General features: G+C 64.5%; 1 protein-coding gene. It reads right to left on the bottom strand.

Annotation, left to right across the window (positions count from 1 at the left end; genetic code table 11):
* Positions 1–76: 76 nt before the first annotated feature.
* Complete coding sequence (locus ACIQUB_RS12715) at positions 77–25,279, bottom strand: Ig-like domain-containing protein (protein WP_402929916.1); 25,203 nt, start codon at positions 25,277–25,279, stop codon at positions 77–79.
* Between the last annotated feature and the right edge of the window lie 391 nt (positions 25,280–25,670).

Below are 25,670 nucleotides of genomic sequence, written 5' to 3'. Positions count from 1 at the left end.
TTCTCGCCTCGGCGGCAAGCTCATCCAGCCGCCGCTAGGGGGTCGAAGACATGGCGCAGCGTCGCCGCAGTCGGTATCATTGCCCGCGCAGGGCGCTCCAGAGCCGGTCGCCTTGCCCACTGTTTATGTTCGCTTCGGCCAACATTTGTCTGGAGAACAGCGCTCCGGGCCCAAGCTCCGCGCGCCGGTCCCTGACGTGGTCGAGCACCGTTCCCGTCTGCAGGTCGATCCTCAGCGTGTCGCTCACCATACCGTCGCGCGAGGTGCCCCATACGCGGATGTCGATCGAGACGGCACCGACAGGCGGCCGGCCGATGATCATGCCGCCATGCGTCACCGTCATCCAGTCCGGCAGCGCGCGGCCGTCGGACAGCGTCACGCTGAAGCTCGTCTTGTCCGTCTGGCTGCCGTAGGCGGGCAGGATGTAGAGGAAGTTCTCGTTGAAGATCGTATCGACCGTGAACCAGGTGCTGTCGTCACCCGATCCGGCGATGTGGATATTCGATCCGCCCTTGAAGAAGCCGATATGGATATCGTCGAGACGACGCCCGCTTTCGATCCATTCAGAGATCTGGCGCACGGCATGCAGCACCGCGCCGTGGCGCGGCAGCGAGCCGATGCCGTTCAAAGGTTGCGCGGCATTGACCACGGCGTCGATCGGACCATCCACGGTGATATCGTCCGATATGGCACCGAGATCGTCCATGATCTCCTTCGAGGCCCCGCCAATCTCCCTTTCGTCGTCACCGAAATCGGGCGCACCCGGATCGTTTGGATCGACGGGGAACACCACCGGCGGATCCCTTTCGAGCGGCGGACGCTCGCCTGGCGGTGTTTCCGGCGGCTCTGTCGGCGGCTCCGTGGGCGGTACGGCAGCACCCACGGCAATGGTCACCGTGTAGGTCGATGTCGCGTCGCCGTCGGAGACCGTGAAGGTGAAGCTGTCGCCACCCTCATAGCCGGCTGCCGGCGTGTAGGTGTAGCTGCCATCCGGATTGACGGTGACGACGCCGTGGGCTGCGGCCGATCCCAACTGGTAGGTGATCGGCGATCCTTCGACATCGAAGGCCGGCGGCAAGGTGCCCGTGACGGTCTGATCGCGCCCGACCGCAACCGCCGTGCCGGATCCGACAGGCGCGTCGTTGACGGGCGTGACCGTGACGAACACGCGGTAGATAACCGTCGCGCGGCCATCGCTCACCGAATAGCTGAACTGGTCCGTGCCGTTGAAATTGCCGTTCGGCGTGAAGACGTATCGCCCGTCCGCCGTGATCGTGACGACGCCATGGGCAGGCCCGGCGGCAACCGCGTAGCTCAGCGGATCGCCATCGGGATCGGTGGCGACGGGAAGCGTGCCGGTAAATGTCGTATCCTCGGCAATCGTCAGGTTCGTGTCGCTGCCGACGGGCGCGCCATTCGCCGCGCCGACGGAGACCGTGACGGTATAGACCGAGGTCGCCGTGCCGTCTGACACCGTATAAGTGAACTGGTCGGCGCCGCTGAAGCCAGCGTCTGGCTGGTAAGTGTAGTTGCCGTTCAGATCGATGGTGACGGTGCCGTGGACGGGATTGGCGCCGAGGCCATAGCTAACCGGCGACCCCTCGACATCGAAGGCCGGCGGCAGGGTGCCGGTGGCGACCGTTCCCTCCTGCACCGAGATTGACGTATCCGACCCGACGGGCGCATCGTTGACGGCGGTGACGGTGACGGTCACGCGATAGATGTTGGTGACCGTACCGTCGCTCACCGAGTAACTGAAGCTGTCGGTGCCGTTGAAGTTTCCGTTGGGCGCGTAGCTGTACGTCCCATCGGCATTGATGCTGACCGTGCCGTGGCCGGCGGCGGCCGCCAGGCCATAGGTGATGGCATCGCCATCCGCGTCGGAGGCCGTCGGCAGCCGTCCGGTGAAGGTCGTGTCCTCGGCGAGCGAGATCGCGGTATCCGATCCGACGGGGGCGTCGTTAACGGGCGTGACCGTAACGAACACGCGGTAGACCACCGTCGCCCGGCCATCGCTGACCGAGTAGCTGAACTGATCGGTGCCGTTGAAATTGCGATCTGGCGTGAAGGAATATTGCCCGTTTGCCGAAACGATAACGACACCGTGCGCCGGTCCGGCGGCGAGGCCGTAGGTCAGCGCGTCGCCATCCGCGTCGGTCGCGACCGGCAGCTGGCCCGTAAACGGCGTATCCTCGGAAACGGTCAGCGTCGTGTCTTGCCCTGTGGGCGTGCTGTTGGCGGCGCCGACCGAGACGGTGACGGTGTAGATCGATACCGCCGTTCCGTCGGAGACGGTGTAGGTGAACTGATCGCTGCCGCTGAAGCCGCTGTTGGGCTGATACGAGTAGCTACCGTTGGCTCCGATCACCACGGTGCCGTGCGCGGCCTGCGCGCCCAGTCCATAGGTGACCGGGCTTCCCTCGATATCGTAGGCCGGCGGCAGATTGCCGGTCGCGACCGTGCCCTGCTGCGCCGAGATCGACGTATCGGAACCGATCGGCGCATCGTTGACGGCGCTGACGGTGACCGAGACGCGGTAGACGTTGGTCGCCGTTCCGTCGCTGACGGAATAGCTGAAGCTGTCGGTGCCGTTGAAATTGCTGTCGGGGATGTAGCTGTAGGTCCCGTTGGCATTGATGCTGACGGTCCCGTGGCTTGCCGCGCCGGCGAGAGCGTAGGTGACAGGATCACCATCGGGATCGACGGCCGGCGGAAGCTGGCCCGAGAAGGGCGTATCCTCGGCAATCGAGATGGCCGTATCGGCGCCGATCGGCGCGTCGTTCACGCCCTGGACGTCGATGGTGACGGTATAGGTCACCGTCACGGTTCCATCGAACAAGGTGTAGGTGAACTGGTCCGGCCCGGCATAGTTTGCCTGCGGCACATAGCTGAAGGTGCCGTCGGGATTGACGGTGACGGCCCCATGGGCGGCCGCCGTGCCGAGGCCGTAGACGATGGTATCGCCATCCGCATCGGAGGCTGATGGAAGCGAGCCGGTAAAGCTCGTATCCTCGGAGATGCTGATTGCCAGATCCGAGCTCGTTGGCGCATCGTTTTCGGCCCCGACATTCACCGTCACCGTGTAGACGGACAGAACCGTGCCATCGGAGACCGCGTAGGTAAACGTGTCCGTCCCAGAGAAATTGGCAGCGGGGACATAGGTGTAGCTGCCATCAGCAGCCACGGTGGCGACGCCATGGCTCGGGCCGTTCTGCAGCAGATATGTCAGCGGATCGCCATCGACATCCACCGCGCGCGGCAGCGTTCCCGACGCGGAGCCGTCTTCGTCGACGGCAATCGAGACGTTGCTGCCAACCGGCGCATCGTTGACCGCGGTCACCGTGATCGCGACCGTATAGGTCGATACCGCCTGGCCATCGGTCACCTGGTAGGTGAAGCTGTCGGCGCCGTTGTAGTCGGCTGCCGGCACGTATCGGTAGGTTCCGTCGGGATTGACGGTCACCGAACCATGCATCGGCTGCGTGCCGACGCCATAGCGAACCGGATCGCCATCCACATCGCTGGCGGCCGGCAACACGCCGTCGAAGGGCACGTCCTCGGAGACGGTGATCGCGGTGTTCGATCCGACTGGGGCGTCGTTCACAGGCGTCACGGTGATCGAGACCGTATAGGTCGACTGATCGATGCCGTCGGAGACCGTGTAGGTGAAGCTGTCGGTGCCGTTGTAGTTGGCATTCGGCCGATAGGTATAGGTGCCGTCGGTGTTGACGGTGACCGTGCCGTGCGCGGCAGGCGCACCCAGACCATAGGTGAGCGTGTCACCATCCGGATCGGTCGCGAGTGGCAGCGTACCGCTAGCCAGACCGTCTTCGGCAACGGTGATCGCGGCATTGGAGCCGCTCGGCGGATCATTGACGGCGCCCACGGTGACATTGACCACGTAGGTCGTGGAATCCCTGCCATCCGAGACGCTGAAGCTGAAGGTGTCGGACCCGTTGTAGCCGGGGGCCGGCTTGTAGCTGTAGCTGCCGTCGGGGTTGATGACCACGGTGCCATTGGCTGCCTGGGCGGCGAGCCCGTAGGTGATCGGGTCGCCGTCGGCGTCCGTGGCCGGTGGCAGCTGGCCGGTGACGGTTTCGTCCTCCTCGGTGGAGATCGAGGTTCCCGAGCTCACCGGCGCATCGTTGACCGCGGTCACGGTGATCGAGATCGTGTAGGTCGACGTCGCCTGGCCGTCGGAGACGGTGTAGATGAAGCTGTCGGGACCATTATAATTTGCGGCCGGCACGTAGCTGTAGGTTCCATCAGGATTGACCGTCACCGTGCCGTGCGCCGCCTGCCCGCCAAGCCCGTAGGTCAGACTGGGGCTGTCCACGTCGGTCGCAACCGGCAGCTGGCCGTTCAGCGTCTGGTCCTCGGCCACCGTTGCAGTCGCATCCGAACCGACGGGCGCGTCGTTAACAGGCGTTACGGTCACCGCGATCGTGACGGTCGTGACACCGCCCTGTCCGTCGCTGACGCTGATGTCGAAGCTATCGGTGCCGTTGAAATCGGTGTTGGGCGAATAAAGGTAGCGTCCGGCGGCGTCGATGACGACAGTGCCGTTGCGCGGGCCTGTTGCGACCGCATAGGTCAGTGGGTCGCCATCCGGATCGCTGGCGGCCACCACGCCCGAAACCGGCACGTCTTCGCGCGTCTGGATCATCGAGCCGCTCGCGACAGGCGCGTCATTGACGGGCGCGAGAATGATCGTCGCCCGGTCGGTATCGGTCTGAACGCCGCCGGCGCCGCTATTGCCGCCATCGCTGGTGACCATGGTCAGCGTCACCGGCGCATTCGAATTGAGAAGCGGGTGATAGACCGGGGCCGACGCGCCGGCGAGGTAGGCGTTGATATCGCCGAGCGTACCCGTGAGCGTGATCGCGCCCGAACCGTTGCCGGTCACGGCCACATTGCCGCCGGCGGCAGCCGTGAGCGTACCGGCATCGACCGAGAGCGTCACTGTCATGGTGCCCGATCCGGCATCGACATCCGAGATCGACAGGCCGGCCAGCGGCAGCGCCGTGTCCTCGGTGCCGTTGAAGGTCGCCGGCAGACCGTTGACAGGCGCGTCGTTGACACCCGTCACCGTGCCGGTGACCGTGCCTTGCACGCTCAGGGTTCCGTCGGAGACCGTGTAGGTGAAACTGGTATTGCCGGCGAAATCGGGTGCTGCCGCAAATGTCAGCGTGCCGTCGGAATTCAGCGTCACCGTTCCTGACGCGAGCGCAACGATGCCGCCGACGCTGATCGGCTGGCCGTTGATCTCCGTTATCGTCAGCGGATCGCCATCGGGATCGCTGTCGTTCGCCAGGACCGGAATGACCACCTGACCATCCTCGGCAACGGTGAAGTTGTCATTGACCACGACAGGCGCGTCGTTGACCGGATTGATGGTGATCGTCACCGTCGCCGTATCGGTGCCGCCATTGCCGTCGTCGATGCGGTAGACGAAGCTGTCGGTGCCGTTGAACCCGGCGGTCGGCGTGTAGGTGAAGGTGCCATCCGCGTTGAGCACGAGGGCGCCATGCGCGGTATTCGTCACCAGCGAAACGGTGAGCGGATCATTATCGGGATCGCTATCGGGGCCATTGCCGTTGGCGTCGAGAACCGAGCCGCTCAGCTGGCCACCTTCGTTCATCGTGAAAGCATCGTTGACCGCATCCGGCGCCGGGTTGGTCACCGTCCAGGCGAAGCTGCGAACGGCTTCACCGCCGAGGCCGTCTCTCGCCGTGATCGTGACGTTATAGACCGCGCTACCGGTCGTGCCGGAGGCGTTCGGGAGGATGTTGCCGGTGATTTCGCCGGTCTGGGTGTTGTAGACGAGGCCCGGCGGCAGGCCGGTGATGTCGAAGGTCAGCGTATCGCCATCGACATCGGTGAACTGAGCACCGACAGGCAGCACGATGGCGGCACCATCGAGACTTGCCTGCGGCGGCAAGGCGGGCGCATTCGGCGCGTCATTGAGGCCGGTGACGGTGACCGTCAGCGTCGCGGTGGCGACGCCGCCATGGCCATCGGAGATCGTGTAGCTCACCGATGTCGTCGCGGTCGCACCGGCGGCAAGGCTGTCGAAGTCGGTGCCGGGGTCGAACGTATAGGAGCCGTCGGCGGCAATCAGGAAGCTGCCGCCGCCCTGGCCGGGGATTGCAGTGCCGACATTACCGGTGGCCGCACCGACGCCGACAACGGTCAGCGTGTCGCCATCCGCATCGCTGTCGGCACCCGGCCCACCGACAATCACATTGCCTGAGATCGCCGTATTCTCGGTGGTCGCGGCGGCATCGTCGACTGCCACGGGCGGGTCGTTGACCGCGCCGACCGTGATCGTGATCGTTGCCGTGGCGGTGGCGCCGCTGGGATCCGTGACGACCACGACAAAGCTGTCGGTGCCGTTGAAGTTTGGATTCGGGATGTAGCTGTAGGTGCCGTCGGGGTTGACGACGGCGGTCCCGCTCGCGGCGGCGGTTTGAAGGCCATAGACCAGCGTGGCCGGCGCGTCGTCGATGTCGGTGGCAACGATCTGGCCCGTCGCCGTGCCGTCTTCATTCATCGAGACCCCGACATCCTGCAGGACCGGCGCATCGTTGACCGGGTTGACGGTCACGTTCACCGTATGCGTGACGACCGCCGTGCCGTCCGAGATCGTGTAGGTGAAGCTGTCGGCGCCATTGTAGTCCGCAGTCGGCGTGTAGACGTAGGCGCCGGTCGGGTCGATCGTGACGCTGCCATGCGCCGGCTGGCTGCCGACCCCATAGGTCAGCGGATCGCCATCGACGTCGGTCGCAGCCGGCAGCTGGCCGCCTAGGGCGGTGTCTTCGGCGGTCGAGACCGCGATGTCGGAGCCGACAGGAAGATCGTTGGCGCCCGATACCGTCACCGTGAAGGTCGCGGTCGAGGTGCCGCCCTGGCCGTCGGAGATGGTGTAGGTGATGCTGGTGGTGCGCTGCTCGCCGGCCTTCAGATTGTCGAAATCGGTGCCCGGCACGAATGTGTAGCTGCCATCGGTGCCGATCACGAAACGCCCGCCCGCCGAGCCTGCGATCGACGCACCGACATTTCCGGCAACACCGTTGACGGCGCTGACCACGATCGTGTCGCCATCCGGATCGCTGTCCGCCCCATTGCCGTTGTCGGCGAAGACCGAGCCGGCGATATCAACGTTCTCGCCGGTGCTGGCGGCATCGTCGCGGGCAATCGGCGCCGGGTTGCTGACTGTGATGATAAAGGTCTGGTTCGCCGAGCTCGTGCCATCGCTGGCGGAAACCGTGACCGAGTAAGCGCCGCCGTTAAGCTGCGACGCGTCGCGGTCGACTGTCCCGGTGATGACGCCCTGAGACGAGATCGAGAGACCTGTCGGCAGGCCCGTCGCCGTGAAGGTCAGGCTGGGCGTATCGATATCGCTGAAGTTGCCCGAGACATCGAGGCTGATGGTCTGCGCATCCTGATAGGCCTGGTTGGCGATGGGCGTGCCCACAGGCGCATCGTCGACCGGCGTGACGGTGACGGCGATGGTGTAGGTGACCGTCGAGCGACCATCGGAGACGCTGTAGGTGAAGCTGTCGCTGCCGTTGAAATTGGCTTGCGGCGTGTAGCGATAGCTGCCGTCGGCGCTGATCGTGACGACGCCATTGGCCGGCGGCGTTGCGATGGCATAGGTCAGCGCATCGCCATCGGGATCGGTTGCTGTGGGCAGGAAGCCGGTCGCAACCGTATCCTCGGCGGTCTGGAAGTTTCCATCACTTCCGATCGGCGCATCGTTGACGCCGACGACGGTGACCGACAGCGTGGCGTTCGCCGTGCCGCCATGGCCGTCCGATACCGCGTAGGTGACCGAGGTAACTCGTGTTTCGCCGGCCTTGAGGCTCTGGAAATCGGCGCCGGGATCGAAGCGATAACTGCCGTCGGTGTTGATCACAAAGCTGCCGCCTGTCGAGCCGGCAACCGCAGCACCGGGCGCGCCGGTACCGACCGCCGAGACGACGAGCGCGTCGCCGTCAGCGTCTGTATCGTTGCCCAGTACGCCGGGCACGGCGCCGACAATGGCGGTGTCTTCATCCGTGGTCGCCGTGTCATCAACGGCGACAGGCGCGTCGTTGACGGCGCCGATCGAAATCGTCGCCACAGCCGCTGCCGAAGTCGCCCCGCCATCGTCGGTCACCGTGATCGAGACGGTGCGGTCTCCCGTAGTCGGGTTGTCGCTTCTGTTCTCATATTGAATGGCGCGCAGCAGCGCGCTGGTCGCCGCGTTGTCCATCGTGCCGCCGGCCGCATTGGTAATGGCGAGCGCGTTGGCGCCGTCATAGCTGAAGCGGAAGGTCGTGCCGCCGAAGATGATGGTGCCGGTGTTGGCCGTACCGTAGACGATATCGACAGAGCCGTTCAGGTGGATGATCTCGGAGCCGGCATTGGCAAAGCCGCCAAGCGCGACGTTGAGCGACGTGATGCCGTTCTCGACATCGAACACCGTTGCATCGCCGCTGGCGATCGCGACCGGCGCGTCGCCCTCGTTGAAGGAGACGGCGATATCGACGCCGGCGCCGGCGCCGTTGAGATCGACGACACCGACATCGTTCACCGCCGCGACGGTGATGACGATCGACGCTTCCGCAAAGCCGCCATTGCCGTCGCTGATGCGGTAGGTCAGCGGGACCGTGCCGTTGAAATCGGCAGCCGGTGTGAAGGTCAGCGATCCATCGCCGTTGAGGCGGATAATGCCGCCCGCGACGGCGACCGTGCCATTGGTGGCGATCGGCTGGCCGTCGATCGCAACGATCGTCAGCGGATCGCCGTCGGGATCGACATCCACGCCACCGCCGGCCGTGCCGACGCCGGTGATCGGGTTGAAGGTAATGGCGGTATCTTCATTGGTCGCGACCGCGTCATTGGCGGCGATCGGCGCCGGGTTGCTGACGGAGAAGACGAACTGCGTCGAGACTTGGCCGCCATGGCCGTCATCGGCGGATACCACGACAGTGTAAGGGCTGCCCGCCGAGGCATTGGCATCCAGCGTGCCGCTGATGAGACCGGTGGCCGGATCGAAGCCGAGCCCGGGGGGCAGGCCGTTGACCGCGATCGCCAGCGTGTCGCCATCGACATCCGTGAAGAAGCCCTTGACATCGAAGCTGACGGCCGAGCCATCGGCCTGAGCGCGATCGGGGATCGGGGTCGCCACGGGCGCATCATTGACGGGATCGACCGTGACCGTCACCGTCGCCGTGTCGCTGCCGCCATTGCCGTCGTTGATCGTGTAGGTGAAGGAGGCGGTGCCGGCGTAGTTGGCCGCAGGCGTGAAGCGCAGCACCTGCGCGCCGTTGACAAGCACGAGCTGCACCGAGCCGTTGGAGATCGGCACGGCCGCGCCATCGACGCTCAGGTTGACGCCGTTGACGAGAACGATGCTCTTGGCATCGCCATCGGTATCGACATCGTTGCCGAGCACATCGATATCGACAGGCTGGTCTTCCAGCGTTCTCGCCGTGTCGTTCATTGCATCAGGCGCGATATTGCGGATGACGTAGGTGAAATCGGATTCGGCGGTGAGCCCGCCGTCGTCGGTTGCGATGACCTTGACCAGGTAATTGGACAGGCCCATCGGGCCGGAGGCTCCAGCGCTGATCCGGCCGCTGATGATGCCGGTTGCAGGATCGAAGGTCAGGCCCGGTGGCAGGCCTTGAACGTCGTACGTCAGCACGCCGCCCTCGGGATCGGCGAAATAGCTCGATATGTCGAAGCTGATCGTATCGCCGTCATTGCGTTCCATGTCGGCGATCGGGGTTTCGATCGGCGCGTCATTCTGGGCGCCGACCGTGATCGTCAGCACGCCGGTGCTGAGCCCTCCCTGGCCGTCGGTCACGCGGTAGACGACGGTGTCGATGCCGTTGAAATCTTTTGCAGGCGTATAGTTCAGCGTTCCGTCGATGTTGACCGTCACCGTTCCGTGGCCTGCTTGCGGCGGGAAATCAGGATCGATCGTCAGCACGTCGCCATCAGGGTCGGTATCGTTTCCGAGCACGTCGATGTTGAGGAGGGGTACGTCCTCAAGGGTGGTCGCCGTGTCGTTGACGGCGGTTGGAGCCGGGTTGGTGACGGTAAGATCAAAGGTTGTCCTGAACGTACCACCCTGGCCGTCGCTCGCCACAACTGCCACCGTATAGATCGGGCCGCCCTTTGATGCGTCGGCGGTGATCGTGCCGGTGATAACGCCGTTCGCGTCCATCGACAGGCCTGCCGGCAGGCCGGATGCCGTGAAGGTCAGCGTATCGCCATCGACGTCGCTGAAGAAATCGCTGACGTCGATCGGCTTTCCATCGAGCGACTGGCCATCGGCAAGCGTTACCGCGGGAATGGGCGTTGCCGTCGGATTGTCGTTCACGCCGGTGACCGTGACGGTGATCGTCGCCGTATCGCTTTCGCCATCGGCATCCGTCACGCGGTAGGTAACCGATGTGGTGCGGGTCTCGCCGGCGCCGAGATCGGCGAAATCCGTGCCCGGGTTGAAGGTATAGCCACCCGTGGCGCTGACGGTGAAGGTCCCGCCGTTCGAACCGGCGACCGGCTGGCCGACACTGCCCGCCTGGCCGTTGATCCGATCGATGGTCAAGGTGTCGCCATCGGGGTCCGTATCGTTGGTCAGCGCATTGCCGCTGCCGCTGGCGTTTTGGCCGACCGACAGAGAATCGCTGAACGCCTTGGGCGGGAAGTTGCTGATGATCCAGGTAATTGTGCGCGAAATCGTGCCGCCATGTCCATCCGATACTGTGATCGTCGCGACATAGGGTTCGGGGCGCGACGCGTTGTTCGGAAGCGGACCAGAGATCACGCCGGTCGCGGCGTCGATCTGCAGGCCGGGCGGGAGATCGGTCGCGGCATAGCTCAGCGTATCGCCATCGCGATCCGAGAAATAGATGCCGGCGTCGAAGGAGACGGTCTGGCCGTCGCTGTCCATCTGGACCGGCAGCGGGCCGCTGACATCGGGCGCGTCGTTGACGGCATTGATCGTGATCGCAACAGTCGCCGTCGAAACGCCGCCCTGCCCGTCGGAAATCGTGTAGATGATCGTGTCGGTGCCGTTGAAATCGGCGGACGGGGTATATGTGATCGAACCGTTCGCGGCGAAGGTCAGCGTCCCGTGCCCGGCCGAGGCAGCGATCAGGCTCAGCGTATCGCCATCCGGATCGATGTCGGCCCCGGCGTTGCCGCTCGCCGTCCCCGCGCCGGTGATGACGTTGAAGGTCGCGGACTGATCCTCGTTGATCGCGAGATTATCGTTGACAGCGGTCGGGCCCGGATTGGTCACCTGGAGCTCGAAGGTCTGGGACACGGACGCGCCGGTGCCATTTGGCCCGTCATGCGCCGTGACCGTGATCTGGTAGACGCCCGCGGCGCCGCCCTGGCTGGCGTTGTGATCGATCGTGCCGAAGATGAGGCCGGTTGCCTGGTCGAAGCTCAAGCCGGCCGGCAGCCCCGTGATGGTGTAGTTCAGCGTATCGCCATCAGGATCGTCGAAGAAATCCGAGACGCGGTAGATCAGCTGCTGGCCATCGGCCCGCACGCGATCCGGTATGGAGTTGGTCCCCTCGGGCGCGTCGTTCTGCGGGATGATCGTGATCGTCACCGTCGCGGTATCGACGCCGCCATTGCCGTCGTCGATCGAGTAGCTGAAGCTCTCCTGGCCATTGTAGTTCGCGTTCGGCGTGAAGCGCAGCACCGGCCGGTCGGTCGGGCCGGCAACCAGTTGAACCGTGCCGTTGGTCGTCGCGACCGCCGGGCCGTTCAGCTGCAGCACCACATTGTTGACGCGGATGACCTCGTCATTGTCGCCATCCGGATCGCCGTCATTGGCGAGCACGTCGATATCGACGGGCGTGTCCTCATTCGTGGTCGCGAAATCGTCGCGCGCGATCGGCGGCAGGTTGAGGATGGTGTAGTGGAAAGTGACCGAGGTCGTGCCGCCCTTGCCGTCCGAGGCCGTCACCGTCACGGTGTAGACGGCCTCGCCGGTCGGGCCGGAAGCTTCCGGCGCGATGCGACCGGAGACCAGGCCGGTGGCCGGATCGATGGTGAGCCCAGCGGGCAGGCCGCTCGCGGCGTAGGTGAGCGGATCGCCGTCGGCATCGGAGAAGAAGGACGAGATATTGAGACTGTCGGTATCGCCGTCGTTTCTCGTGCGGTCGGCGATTGGCTGGCCGACAGGCGCGTCGTTGACGGCGAGCACTGTGACGGTGACTGTCGCGGTCGCCGTTCCGCCGTTTCCGTCGGAGATCGTGTAGGTGATGGTATCGGTGCCGTTGAAATTGGCATTCGGCTGATAGGTGATCTGGCCGCCGGAGCCGAGCGTCACCGTGCCGTTGGCGGCGCTGGCCGCCGTGACCGTCAGCGGATCTCCATCGGGATCGCTATCCGGCACGCCGCCGCTCGCGGAACCATCGAGGACGTTGAAGGTCAACGGCGTATCTTCCGTCGCGGTGACCGCATCATTGACGGCGACCGGCGGCGGGTTGCTGACCGAGAACGAGAAGCTCTGACTGGCCGTGCCGCCATGGCCGTCATTGACGCTGATGGTCACGGTGTAGACGCCATTGCCCGTTGGCCCGCCGACGCTCGCCTGGCGATCGATCGTTCCCGTCACCACACCGGCGGCGTTGATGGACAGGCCGACCGGAAGGCCGCTTGCGGAATAGGTCAGCGTGTCGTTGTCGGCATCCGTAAAGAAGCCGGAGACATCGAAGGTGACGGCTGCGCCATCGGCGCCCGACCGGGCCGGAAGCGGAGAACCGACCGGCACATCGTTGACGCTCGCAACATTGACCGTGACCGTATACTCGTTGCTGCCGCCCTTGCCGTCACTGACGACATAGGTGAACCGATCCGTGCCGTTGAAATTGGCCGATGGCGTATAGCTGTATGTGCCATTTGGATTGACGACAACGGTGCCGTGGGCCGGCGTGGTGCTGCCGGCGGCATAGGTGATCGCATCGCCGTCCACATCGGTCGCGGTGGGCAGGGTGCTCGAGATCACCCCATCTTCATCGACCGAGACGGTGGTATCGGAGGCGACGGGCGCGTCGTTGACCGGCGTGACGGTCCCATTGACGGTGGCCGTCGCGGTGCCGCCATTGCCGTCTGAAATGGTGTAGGTGAAGGATGGGGTGCCGTTGTAGTTGGCAGCCGGCGTGAAGGTCAGAGTGCCGTTCGCATTGAGCCTGACGCTGCCGCCGGTGATCGCAACGGACCCGCCGGACGCAATCGCGGTCCCGTTGATCGCGGTCACATTGAGCGCATCGCCATCCACGTCGCTGTCGTTGCTACGGACGTCGAAGGTCACGGCCGTATCTTCAAGCGTGGTGAAGCTGTCGTTAACGGCAACCGGCGCGTCGTTCAGCGGAGTCACGCTGCCGCTGACGGTGGCGGTCGCGGTGCCGCCATTGCCGTCCGAGACCGTGTAGGTGAAGCTCGGGCTGCCGTTGAAATTCGCCGTCGGCGTGAAGGTCAGCGTGCCGTTGGCGTTCAGCCGCACCGTGCCGCCGGTGACGGTTACCACCCCGCCGGCCGCGATATTAGCGCCGTTGATCGCGGTCACGGTAAGCGTGTCGCCGTCGACATCGCTGTCATTGCCAAGCACATCGAAGGTGACGGCCGTATCCTCTGCCGTCGTAAAGCTGTCGGCAACAGCAACGGGAATGTCGTTGACCGGCGTTACCGTGCCGCTGACGGTTGCCGTCGCGGTGCCGCCATTGCCGTCCGAGACGGTGTAAGTGAAGCTTGGGCTGCCGTTGAAATTCGCCGTCGGCGTGAAGGTCAGCGTGCCGTTGGCGTTCAGCGTGACGCTGCCGCCGGTGATTGCCACGGAATTGCCGACGGTGATGCCGGTGCCATTGATCTGCGTGATCGTCAGCGCGTCGCCATCCGGATCGTTGTCATTGGCGAGAACGGCGATGGTCACGGCCTGGTCTTCCGGCGTCGTGAAGCTGTCGTTCTGCGCGACCGGCGGATCTTGAACCGGGTTGACGGTCCCGTTGACGGTTGCCGTCGCCGTGCCGCCATGGCCGTCGGAGATGGTGTAGCTGAAGCTCGGATTGCCGTTGTAGTTGGCCGATGGCGTAAAGGTCAGCGTGCCATCGGCGTTCAGCCGAACGCTGCCGCCGGTGACGGCGACCGAGCCGCCGGACGCGATGTTCGAGCCGTTGATCTGGACCACGGCAAGCGCGTCGCCATCGACGTCGCTGTCGTTGGCGCGCACATCGAAGGTGACCGCCGTATCCTCGTTGGTCGTGAAGCTGTCGTTGGCGGCGACCGGCGGGTCCTGAACCGGGTTGACGGTACCGGTGACGGTTGCACTCGCGGTGCCGCCCTGGCCGTCGGAGATCGTGTAGGTGAAGGTCGGCCTGCCGTTGTAATCGGCCGTCGGCGTGAAGGTCAGCCTGCCATCAGCATTGAGCGTGACCACGCCGCCGGTGACGGTCACCGATCCACCGGAAACGATGGCGGTGCCATTGATCGCCGTGACAGCAAGCGTACCGCCGTCGACATCGCTGTCATTGGCGCGCACGTCGAAGGTGACGGAGGTGTCCTCGTTGGTGGTGAAGCTGTCGGCCACCGCGACCGGCGCATCGTTCAGGCCAGTGACGGTTACGGTCACCGTTGCCGTCGAGAAGCCGCCCTGGCCGTCGGTGATCGTGTAGGTCACGGTCGTGACGCGCGTTGCTCCGGCGGCGAGATCGTCGAAGGCGGTGCCGGGATTGAAGGCATAGGTGCCGTCGGCGTTGATCGTGAACGTCCCGCCGTTCGACCCGGCCACGGCCTGGCCGACACCGGCGCCGCTGCCGCCGACCGCCGAGACTGAAATCGGGTCGCCATCGGGATCGGAATCGACGCCGTTGCCGTTGTTGGCGAAGACAGAGCCTGCGAGCGGGCTGTTCTCGGTGGTCGCCAGATTGTCGGCGGCCGCCACCGGCGGCGGGTTGAGAACGGCCCAGGTGAAGCTGCGGTTCGCTGTCGCCCCGCTGCTGTCGGTCGCCGTCACCGTCACGGCATAAGGACCGTTGACGCTGGCGTTGCGGTTGATGGTGCCGGAGATGACACCGGTCGTGGCGTTGATCGTCAGGCCCGGAGGAAGGCCGGTCGCGGTAAAGGTCAGCGTGTCGCCGGTATCGGGATCGCTGAAGTTGCCGCCGACATTCAGCGTCACCGCCTGGGCGTCGTTGCCGGTCTGGTTGGCGATCGGCGTGGAGATCGGCGCATCGTTGACACCCGTGACCGTCACCGTGACAGTCGCCGTCGAGAAGCCACCATGACCGTCGGACAGCTGGTAGGTGACGCTGGAGCTGCGGCTCTGGCCGGCCGGAAGATCGGTAAAGGCCGTGCCCGGATTGAACACCGCCGCACCATTGGCGCCGATCGTAAATGTGCCGCCGTTCGAACCGGTGACGGCAAGCCCGACATTGCCGGCGACGCCGTTGATGGCCGAGACCTGTAGGACATCGCCATCGACATCGGTGTCGTTAGCCAGCACGTTGAGGCTCGTGCTGACGCCGGCATTGGTCTGGGCGGTATCGTTGACGCCAACAGGCGCGTCATTGACCGAATTGACGGTGACGCTGACCAGATATTGCACCGTCGCGGTACCGTCGGTGACGCTGTAGGTGAAGCTGTCGGTGCCGTTGAAATTGGCGGATGGGGTGTAGGTGTAAGTGCCGTTGGGGTTGACCACGACGGTGCCGTGCGATGGCGCGATCGATCCGGCGCCATAAGTCAGGCTGTCGCCGTCGACATCGGTGGCGACAGGCAGCGTGCCGGAGAAAGCCGTGTCTTCGTTGGTGGTGATCGCCGTGTCGGAACCGACGGGCGCATCATTGACCGGCGCCACTGATATCGTCGCCGTATCGGTATCGGACAAGGCGCCGCCGCTGCCGGTGTTGCCATTGTCGTTGGTGACCATCGTCAGCGTCACCGCGCCATTGGCGTTGGCGGCGGGGTTGAACACCGGACGGGTACCAGCTGCGGCGAGGAAGCCATTGATGTTGGATAGCGTGCCGGTCAGCACCAAGGTGCCCGATCCGGAGCCGCTGACGGTGACGCCGGAGCCGCCGGTGGCGGCTAGCGTGCCGGAATTGACACGGAGCGTCACAGTGATCGAACCGGAGCCGGCATCGACATCGGCAACCTGCAGGCCGGCCAGCGACAGCGCCGTGTCCTCGTTGGTGCCGAAGCTCGCCGGCAGGGTGTTGACCGGCGCATCGTTGACGGCCGTGACGTTGAACGTGAAGCTGTTCGGGCTCTGGTCGGTATCCTGACCGCCATTCGCCGTGCCGCCATTGTCGCGGACCTGGAAGGTGAACGAGGCAAGCGCGGTGCCATTGGCATTGGCTGCCGGAGTAAAGGTGAGGTTGCCGAGATTGGCGGCGGAGATCACCTGACCGGCGGTGACAGCCGTGCCGCCGAGCGAGAGCACGCCGTTGGTCGGCAGGGTGGTGATGACGACGGCGGCAAGGCTGTTGGCCGGGCTGTCGTTCGGATCGGTGAAGCCGAAGCTCGCGGCCGAGAAGGTGTAGACGCTGTCCTCGTTGATCGTGACGGTATTGTCTGTGCCGGTAGGCGCATCGTTGACTGATGTAATCGCGATCGTCGCCGTATCGATATCGACGAGCGACGGGCCGCCGGTATTGCCGTTGTCGTTGGTGGTCATCGTCAGCGTAACGCTGGCAGTGGAATTGGCTGATGGCGTAAAGCTCGGGCGCGTCGCGCCGGCCAGATAAGCATTGATATCGGCCAGCGTGCCGGACAGCGTGAGAGCTTGGGAACCAGAGCCGCTTACCGAGACACCGCCAGCGCCAAGCGCCGAAAGCACGCCGGAATTGACCGACAGTGTCACCGTCATCGTGCCGGAGCCGGCGTCTTGGTCGCTGATCTGCAGGCCGGCGAGGCCGAGAGACGTATCCTCGATCGCAGTGAATGAAGGCGGCAGCGTGTTGACGGGCGGCGTATTCACCGAAGCGACGGCGACGGTGACCTGCGCGGTTTCCGTTGCGCCGCCCGAGGTGACTGTATAGGTGAAAGTGGTCACGCCATTGTAATCGAGCGTCGGTGTGAAGACCAATTGGCTGGACGCATTGAGGCGCACCGTACCATTGGCAACGGTGACCGCCGCGCCGCCCGCCGTGATCGCGGTGCCGTTGACGGCGGTGATAGCGCGACCCGGATTCTCGAAGCTGTCGTTGGCGAGCACCGAAATGACTGCGGGAACGTCTTCGTCGGTCGAGACGGAATCGTTGGCGATATCGGCCACAGGGGTGATCGTGACGGGGATGGTGCTGGTGGCGCTGAGCGAACCGTCGGATGTCAGCACCGAGATCTGCGCCGAGCCATTGTAATCGGCAACCGGCGCATAGCTTGCACCCGCGAGCGCCGTGTTGATCGCCGCCGTGGTGCCGGTGAAGGTCATCGTCTGGTCGGCCGTGCCGTCGCCGGCGCTGAAGGACAGGCCGGATGTACCTGACAGCGAGAAGGAGCCGTTGGTGACGGTGACGGTCACCGTCAGCGTCCCATTGTCGACATCCGACACGACGATCGCATTGCCGGCGGATGACGAGAAGACGATGGAGGTGTCTTCCGCCGTCGTCTGTGCTGTCGGCACGGTGTTGACAGGCGCGTCGTTGACCGGGTTGACCACGATCGTCACGGTCGCGGTTTCCGTCACGCCGCCGGAGGTGACCGTATAGGTGAAGCTCGTCGTGCCGTTGAAATTAGCTGCAGGCGTATAGGTGATCGTGCCATCGGCGGCGAAGGTGACGGTACCCTGGCCGGCCGGAGGCTGCGTGACCGATGTGACCGCCCTGCCCGCATTCTCGAAATTGTCGGCCGACGCGCCGTTCGTGCCCGTGATGGCGTTGAAGGTGATCGCCGTGTCTTCATTGGTCGTCAGGTTGTCGGCGACAATATCGGCGACCGGCGTGATTGTTATCGCCACCGTATCGGTGTCGGTCAAAGAGCCATCCGTCGTGACGACGGTCAGCTGCGCCGCGCCATTGTAATCTGCGGTGGCGTTATAGGTGAGGCCGGCCAGCGCCGCGTTGATCTGCGCGGCCGTGCCGGACAGCCGGACCGATGAGGTGCCGTTGTTGGCGATCGTCGCCCCGGTTCCCGTCGTCACGTTGGCGATGCCGTTGGTGACTGTTACCGTCGTGGTCAGCACGTCGCCATCCACATCGGCGACCGATACGCCCGATACGGCCAGCGGCGTATCCTCGGCAACGGTCTGGGCGCCCGGAACGGTATTCACCGGCGCGTCGTTGACCGGCACGATGGTCACGTTGACGGTCGCGGTCTCGGTTACGCCGCCCGAGGTGACCGTATAGGTAAAGCTCGTGCTGCCATTGACGTTGGCCGATGGCGTGAAGGTCAGCGTGCCATCGGCGTTGAGGCGAACCGTGCCGCTGGTGACGTTGACGACGCCGTTCGCAACGATGGCCGAGCCGTTGATCGCCGTGATCGTGTGGCCGGCGTTTTCGAAGCTGTCATTGGCGTCGACGGCGATCACGACCGACGTGTCCTCGTTGGTCGTGGCCGTATCGTTGGCGATATCGGCGACGGCAGTTATCGCGATTGCCTGCGTATCGGTGTCGGTTAGCTGGCCGTCGCTGCTCGTCATCGTCAGCGTCACGCTGCCGTTGAAATCAGCGACCGGCGCATAGCTCGGCCGGGCGGTGCTGGCCAGATAGGCGTTGATACTCGTGAGCGTGCCCGACAATGTGATGGTAGCCGTGCCTGAGCCGGTGATGGTCACGCCCGAGCCGCTTGCGGCCGTCAGCACGCCGGAGCCGACCGACAGCGTCACCGTCGCCGTGCCCGATCCGATATCGGGGTCGGCCACCGAGAGGCCGGTCAGCGACAACGTCCCGTCCTCGTTCATCGTCCAGCCGCCTGCAGGCAGCGTGTTGACAGGCGCGTCGTTGACGGGCGTGACCGCGACCGTCGCAATAGCAGTGTTCGACGACGCGGCACCATCGGACACGGTGACGTTGATCGAGCGGGTCACAGCACCTGGATCGTCGGAGGTAGACGCATACCGGATCTGGCCGAGCGCCGTCTGGTAGGCGGCCTTGGTTGCCGAGCCGGTCAAAGTGAGCGTGTAGGTCGAGGCGTTGTAGCTGGCAGTGATGCCTGATGGCAACGTGCCGGTGACCGACAGCACGTCGCCGGCCTGCCCGTTGGAGATGACGATCGTCGCAGATGCCATGTTGGCGTTGTCGACGTCGGCGACGAGAACGCCGGTGTTGACGATGGCAACGCCGGCGGCGTTTTCCGTGTAGCTTGTCGCATAGCCGGTGCCGGCCGCGGATGTGTCGAGGTCCAGCGTCGGCGCGTCGTTGACGGCGATGACGGTGATTGTTGCCGTGTCCACGTCGGTCAGCGCGCCGCCCGAGCCGGTGTTGCCGCCGTCGTTCGTCGTCATCGTCAGCGTGACCGCGCCGTTGAAATCGGCCACCGGCGTGTAGACCGGCCGGGCGGTGCTGGCGAGATAGGCGTTGATGCTGGCAAGCGTGCCCGAGAGCGTCAGCGACGAGGTGCCGGAGCCGCTGATCGTGACGCCGGAGCCAGATACGGCGGTCAGTTGTCCGGAATTGACGCCGAGCACGACGGTCATCGTGCCGCTGCCGGCATCGACATCCGAGATTGCAAGTCCGGTCAGCGCAAGCGCCGTATCCTCGTTGACCGACCAGCCGCCCGCCGGCAGCGTGTTGACCGGTGCGTCGTTGACGGGATCGATGGTGATGGTGCGCGTGTCGATATCGGTAAGCGCGCCGCCGGAGCCAGTATTGCCGCCATCGTTGGTCGTCATCGTCAGCGTTACCGAACCGCTGGCATTGGCGGCCGGGTTGAATTGCGGGGCGGCGGCGGACGCCAGATAGGCGTTGATCGCCGAAAGCGTGCCCGACAAGGTCAGCGACGCCGATCCCGATCCGGAAATGGTGACGCCGGCGCCCGAGATCGCCGAAACCGTGCCGCCGGAGACGGCGAGCGTAACCGTCATCGAGCCGGTGCCGGCATCGACGTCGGAAATCGACAGGCCGGACAGCGCGATCGCGGTATCCTCGCTGGTGCTCCAGCCGGATGCCGGCAGGCTGTTGACCGGCGCATCGTTGACGGCGCTGACATTGACCGTGACGGTGGCCGTCTCGGTGACCCCGCCCGCAGTGACCGTATAGGTGAAGGTCGTTTGCCCGTTGAAGTTCGCGGAGGGCGTATAGACCAGCGTGCCATCGGCGGCGAAGGTGACGCTGCCCTGCCCGGCCGGCGGCTGCGTGACCGACGTGACGGCGCGGCCGGGATCCTTGAACGTATCGGCGGTGGCGCCGTTGGTCCCGGTGATGACGTTGAAGGTGATTGTGGTATCTTCAGCCGTCGCCACCGTATCCGGCGTGATATCGGCAACCGGGGTAACCGTGATCGCGACATTGTCCGTGTCCGTCAGCGAACCGTCGGACGTGGAGACGATGAGCGTGTCCGAGCCATTATAATCAGCGCGGCCGGTGTAGCGCAGCGAGGCGAGCACGCTGTTGACCTGCGCAAGCGTGCCCGAGACGGTGACCGAGGCCGTGCCGTTGCCGGTGACCGTTCCCGCAATCACCGAGGGCGACAGCGTGCCGTTCGCGACCGACAGGGTGACGGTGACGGAGCCGCTGTCGACGTCACTGACGGAAATGCCGGAGATCGCCGTCTGCACGTCCTCGTTCAGCGTGACTGACCCTGGCACCGTATTTACCGGCGCGTCGTTGACGGCGATGACGTTGACGGTCGCGACCGCGACGTTGGAATTGGCGGCGCCGTCATTGACCGTGACGTTGATGCTGCGCGGCGTGGTCGATGGGTTTTCCGAGCTCGACAGATAGCGGATCTGCTGAAGCGCCGTCTCGTAGCTGGCGCGCGGGGCCGAGCCCGTGAGCGTCAGGGTGAAGGTCGTGGAATTGTAGCTGGCGGTGATGCCCGCAGGCAGCGTGCCGGCCACGGCCAGAATGTCGCCTGCCTGACCATTGGTGATGACCGCGGACAGCGAGGCCATGTTGGCGCTGTCGATGTCGGTGATCACGCCATCGGTATCGGCAATCGCAACGCCGGCGTCGTTTTCCGTGTAGGTCGTGGTAAAGCCGGTGCCGGCGCCCGAGGCATCGAGATCAAGGATCGGCGCATCGTTGACGGGCGTGATGTTGATCACGGCCGTATCGGTATCGGTGAGCGGGCCGCCGGTGCCGAAATTGCCGAGATCGCTCGTCGTCATCGTCACCGTAACGCTGCCATTCGCATCGGCCACCGGCACATAGACGGGCGCCGCGCTCGATGCCAGGTAAGCGTTGAGATTGGCGAGCGTGCCTGTCAGCACCAGCGTGCCGGTGCCCGAACCGGAGACGGTGACGGAGCCGCCGGCCGTGGCGGTCAAGACGCCTGTCGGCACCTGCAGCCGGACGGTCATCGAGCCTGTGCCGGCATCCGGATCGGTGATCGACAGGCCTGTCAGCGCGACGCTGGTGTCCTCGTTTGTCGCCCAGCTCACGGGCAGCGTGTTGACCGGCGCGTCGTTGACGGCGGTGATCGCAACGGCGGTGACGGCAGTGTTGGAATTCGCCGCGCCGTCATTGACGGTGACGCTGATGTTGCGAGATGTGGCGGCGCCGTTCAGAGTCGGGTTGTCGGAGCTCGAGGTGTAGAGCACCTGCCGCAGGGCGGCCTCGTAATTGGCCTTGGTCGCCGAGCCCGTCAGCGTCAGGGTGAAGGTGGTGGCGTTGTAGCTGGCGGTGATCCCCGCTGGCAGGGTGCCGGTGACCGTAAGCAGGTCGCCGGCCTGGCCGTTGGTGATCACGATCGAGGCCGAGGCCATGTTGGTATTGTCGACGTCGATGACGCTGCTGTTGGTATTCGAGATCGCAACGCCGGTGCCGTTTTCCGTGTAACCAACCGAATAGCCGGTTCCGGTGGTCGAGCCATCGAGATCGAGCACGGGCGCGTCGTTAACAGGATTGATGATGATATTGCGCGTATCGACATCCGTGAGCGCGCCGCCCGTGCCCGTGTTGCCGTTGTCGTTGGTCGTCATGGTCAGCACGACGGTGCCGTTGGCATCGGCGACAGGAACGTAGACGGGCGCGGAAGCCGAGGCGAGATAGGCGTTGATATTGGCGAGCGTGCCAGTCAGCACCACCGTGCCGGTTCCGGAGCCCGACACGCCGACGCTGCCGCCCGCCGTTGCCGTGATCGTGCCGGAGGCGACGCTCAGCGTGACCGTCATCGAGCCGGTGCCGGCGTCGAGATCGGTGACCGAAAGACCCGACAGCGCCAGGCTGGTATCTTCGTTGGTCGTCCAGCTGGCCGGCAGGTTGTTGACCGGCGCGTCGTTGACGGCAACGACCGCGATGGTGGAGGTGGCGACGGCCGACGACAGGCCGCCGTCGCTGACGGTGACATTGATGACGCGCGGCGTCGTGCTCGGATTATCGCCGGTGTTGGAGAAAGTGATGGCCTTGATCGCCGTGGCGTAGCTCGCCTTGGTGGCCGAGCCCGTCAGCGTAACGGTCACCTGCCCGGCAACCGACGTATCGACCGATCCGGTGATGCCGCTCGGCAAGGTGCCGACAGTCAGCACATCGCCTGCCTGCGCATTGGTGAGCACGATGGTCGCCGAGCGCATGTTGGTGCTGTCGAGATCGCGCACGTCAGTTGCGGCGCTGCCGATCGAAACGCCGGCGCCGTTTTCCGTGTAGGTCGTCGTGTAGTTGACGCCGGCCACCGTATCGACGTTGCGGAAGGCGCTGACATTGTCGATGAAGATATCATCGGTGCTTGGCGTCAGAAGGCCGCCGGCCGCGGAATAGCTGAAGACGAGGTCGCCGGTAGCGACCACCGTCGAGGGCAGGTTGATGGTGACGGCGGTGCGGCCCCAGGCGGTGGTGCCGGCGGCCGATGCGGCGACGGTGGAGGGTGATCCGGTCGCGCCGTTGAAATAGGTGATGGTCGCGGTATTCGGCGTGCCGTTCAGCGTACCCGTGGTGATACGCGCATAGAGCACGCCGCCGATGGTGACATCCACGGTCGCCGGCGTGTTGTTATCGTTGGAGATGCCGAGCAACAGATCGTTGCTCCAGCCCACATCGAATGTCAGCTGCGCTGCACCAGACGGCGCAAGGCCGTCAGTCCAGCCTGACACGTTCGCTTGTGTCAGCGTGCCGGTTCCGCCGTTGAGCGTCCAGGCAAAGCCGCCATTTGCCTGCGCCCCCGCGGTGCCGCCGACCGTCCACCCCGTGGTCCCCGGCGTGCCGCCATTGGTGATGATCTGCGTTGGCGTCGTGCCGGAATTGAGGTCGACGATTGGGGCCTGGGCGTAGTAGCCGAAGTCGGCCGCAAGGTTGGCGGCGCCGATCGTGGCAAGCGCAAGCGATTGGGTCGTGCTTCCCGTCGTAAGCGTCGCCGTACCAAGTACACCGTTCGCGTCGGTGACGCGCACGATGTACTGGCCGGGCAGGACGCCGGTGAAGAGATAGTTGCCGTTGGCGTCGGTCGTGTCCGTCGCCAGAATGCGTTCGCCGGTGCTTACCAAGCCGTCGCCGTTGACGTCATCGATCAGCTGTACCGTGACACCGCCGATGCCGCCATCGCCGGTGTTGAAGGTGCCGCTCTTGTCGTTGTCGGCGAAGATCTTGTCGCCGATCGTCCCCGTCGGCGGCGTCCAGCGCGCAGCATCCGAGATGTTGGTGAGCGCGGTCGTGCCGTTGGTCGTAATAGTCACGGCCGAGCCGATGGCGGCGCCCGTGACGGGGTTGATCTGGCGAATATCGGTGCCGATCAGATAGGTGTTGCCGTTGATATCGCCGCCACCTTGCCCGCTGGTGCCGCCGCTGACATTCGTGAGGGTATCGATAATGGCGCCGGTCATCAGATTGTAGCGCGTGATACCTGCCGTCGTGACGCTGAGCAGCGCATTGTTCGTGGCGTCGATGGCGAGATCGCCCCAGTCATTGGTGGCGGTAATCAGCGCGCCAAACGTGGTCGCGCCCGCCATCGTCCGCCCGCTATTTGAAAAGGTGATCCGATAAATCTGGTCGCTGTTGCCGGTCACGTCCTCGACGGCAAGATAAAGTGCACCACCGTAAAAGGCCGCGCCGCCGCCGCCCACGCCTGCAGTGCCCGTCACGATATTCGTCGCGGCACCGGTCGTCAGGTCGGAATCAACGAGGATGTGGGTATTGTTTATGTAATCATAGGCGAACAAAGCCTTGTTGGCCGTGACCGCGTTGCTGTCGACATAGTAGATCAGGCCGTTCGCCTGGTCCACCGCCAGCGAGTTGATCGTGGCGGAGACGGTAATGCCGCCGACGGATGTCGGCACCGTCGTGATCATCGTCGCCTTGCCGGTCAGCACATCGACGCTGTAGATCGAGCGCCCGGCCGAGACCAGCAGCGCGCCGTTGCCGTTCGACGAGGCGATGTTCAGCGTATCGGCGTAGTCCGCATGGCTCTTGTCCGTGCCGATCAGGTCGGAGGCGATATCGCCATCGTGATACTCGAGATCCCAGTTGCCGCCGAGTGCGGCACTTCCGGTCGGGTCGGTCGAGGCGGCGACGTCGGCGCCGGTGAGGTAGCCGAGCATTTTGACGGCATTCGTGCCCGTTTCGCCCTCTGCGAAATTGCAGCCGTAGACGAGAATATCGGCATTATCGGTCAAGGAGCCGCGTATCGACGTCAGGTCGGCGGCGTAATCCGTCGCCATCGTCGTTGCCGTCAGCGACGCCGAGCCGAGCTGCAGGAAGCCTTCCTTGCCGTGCGAGATGATGTGGATCGCTTCGACGTCGTGCATGGACGAGAGCGTTTCTGCGAGTTCGTGAACGCCGTTCTCGTTCGGGTCGACAACGATGATCTTGAAATTGTCACCCAGGTCTTTGACCAGCGCCTGATAGTCGGGCACGGAGGAATCGATCACCACCACCTGGCGCGGCTGTGCGACGGCTGACGTCTCAGGTGCTGCCGAAGCAGCTTGGTGTTCGGCGAGTGCGGCGACCAGCGCGTCATGGCCATCGCTGGCGCCGTCGTGCTGGGCGGTCTCGGCGGAGCCGTGATCCCCCTGATCCTGATGGGCTTTTTCCTGGGATTTTTCCACGGTCGCCGCGCCGGCGGCGTCGAATGCGATGCGTTGTTCCAACTCCATCAACATCGAGCCGTATTTCGGCTTGGCATTCCTACCCCGCACCTTTTCGATGCGGTCAGGGGCGGGGCGAACGTAGCGTTCGTTCATGGGGTTTCCTCCACGACAGATCGTTTTCGTTTGGCCGGGTGCCCTATTCGCCCGGCATGTCTGCTGCTGTTCAGTCGTCCTCACAACCGGCTCCCAATGCCGGCTTTTTCAACCGTAGTGAGCAGAGAATTAACAATTCCCTAATTTTCACCAGCAGGAATTAGTTCATACTAAATCAACCATGGCAGGAGTGCATCATCGTACCCATCCGACACATCATTTAGCACAGGTCAATAAAGAATGCCCTGAAAAATTGTGTTTTGTTAAGTGTTGATTAACCATGTTAGCAAAGACTGAACGTACTCAGACGACAGTTTCGTATTGCTAAAGCGCGTTCTGATTGCCGAATTTACGCCCCGCAATTGCATATCCGTAGACATGAGCTACCTGC

The sequence above is a fragment of the Rhizobium sp. NPDC090275 genome, assembly GCF_044772225.1.
In the GTDB taxonomy this organism is placed as follows: Bacteria; Pseudomonadota; Alphaproteobacteria; order Rhizobiales; family Rhizobiaceae; genus Rhizobium.
The sequence above is the reverse complement of the archived record's forward strand: the minus strand, read 5'-3'. Positions and strand labels throughout refer to the sequence as shown.

What these genes read in the sequence shown, in the direction of transcription:
- ACIQUB_RS12715 (WP_402929916.1), bottom strand. Translation starts at nt 25,279, where the DNA reads ATGAACGAACGCTACGTTCGCCCCGCCCCTGACCGCATCGAAAAGGTG.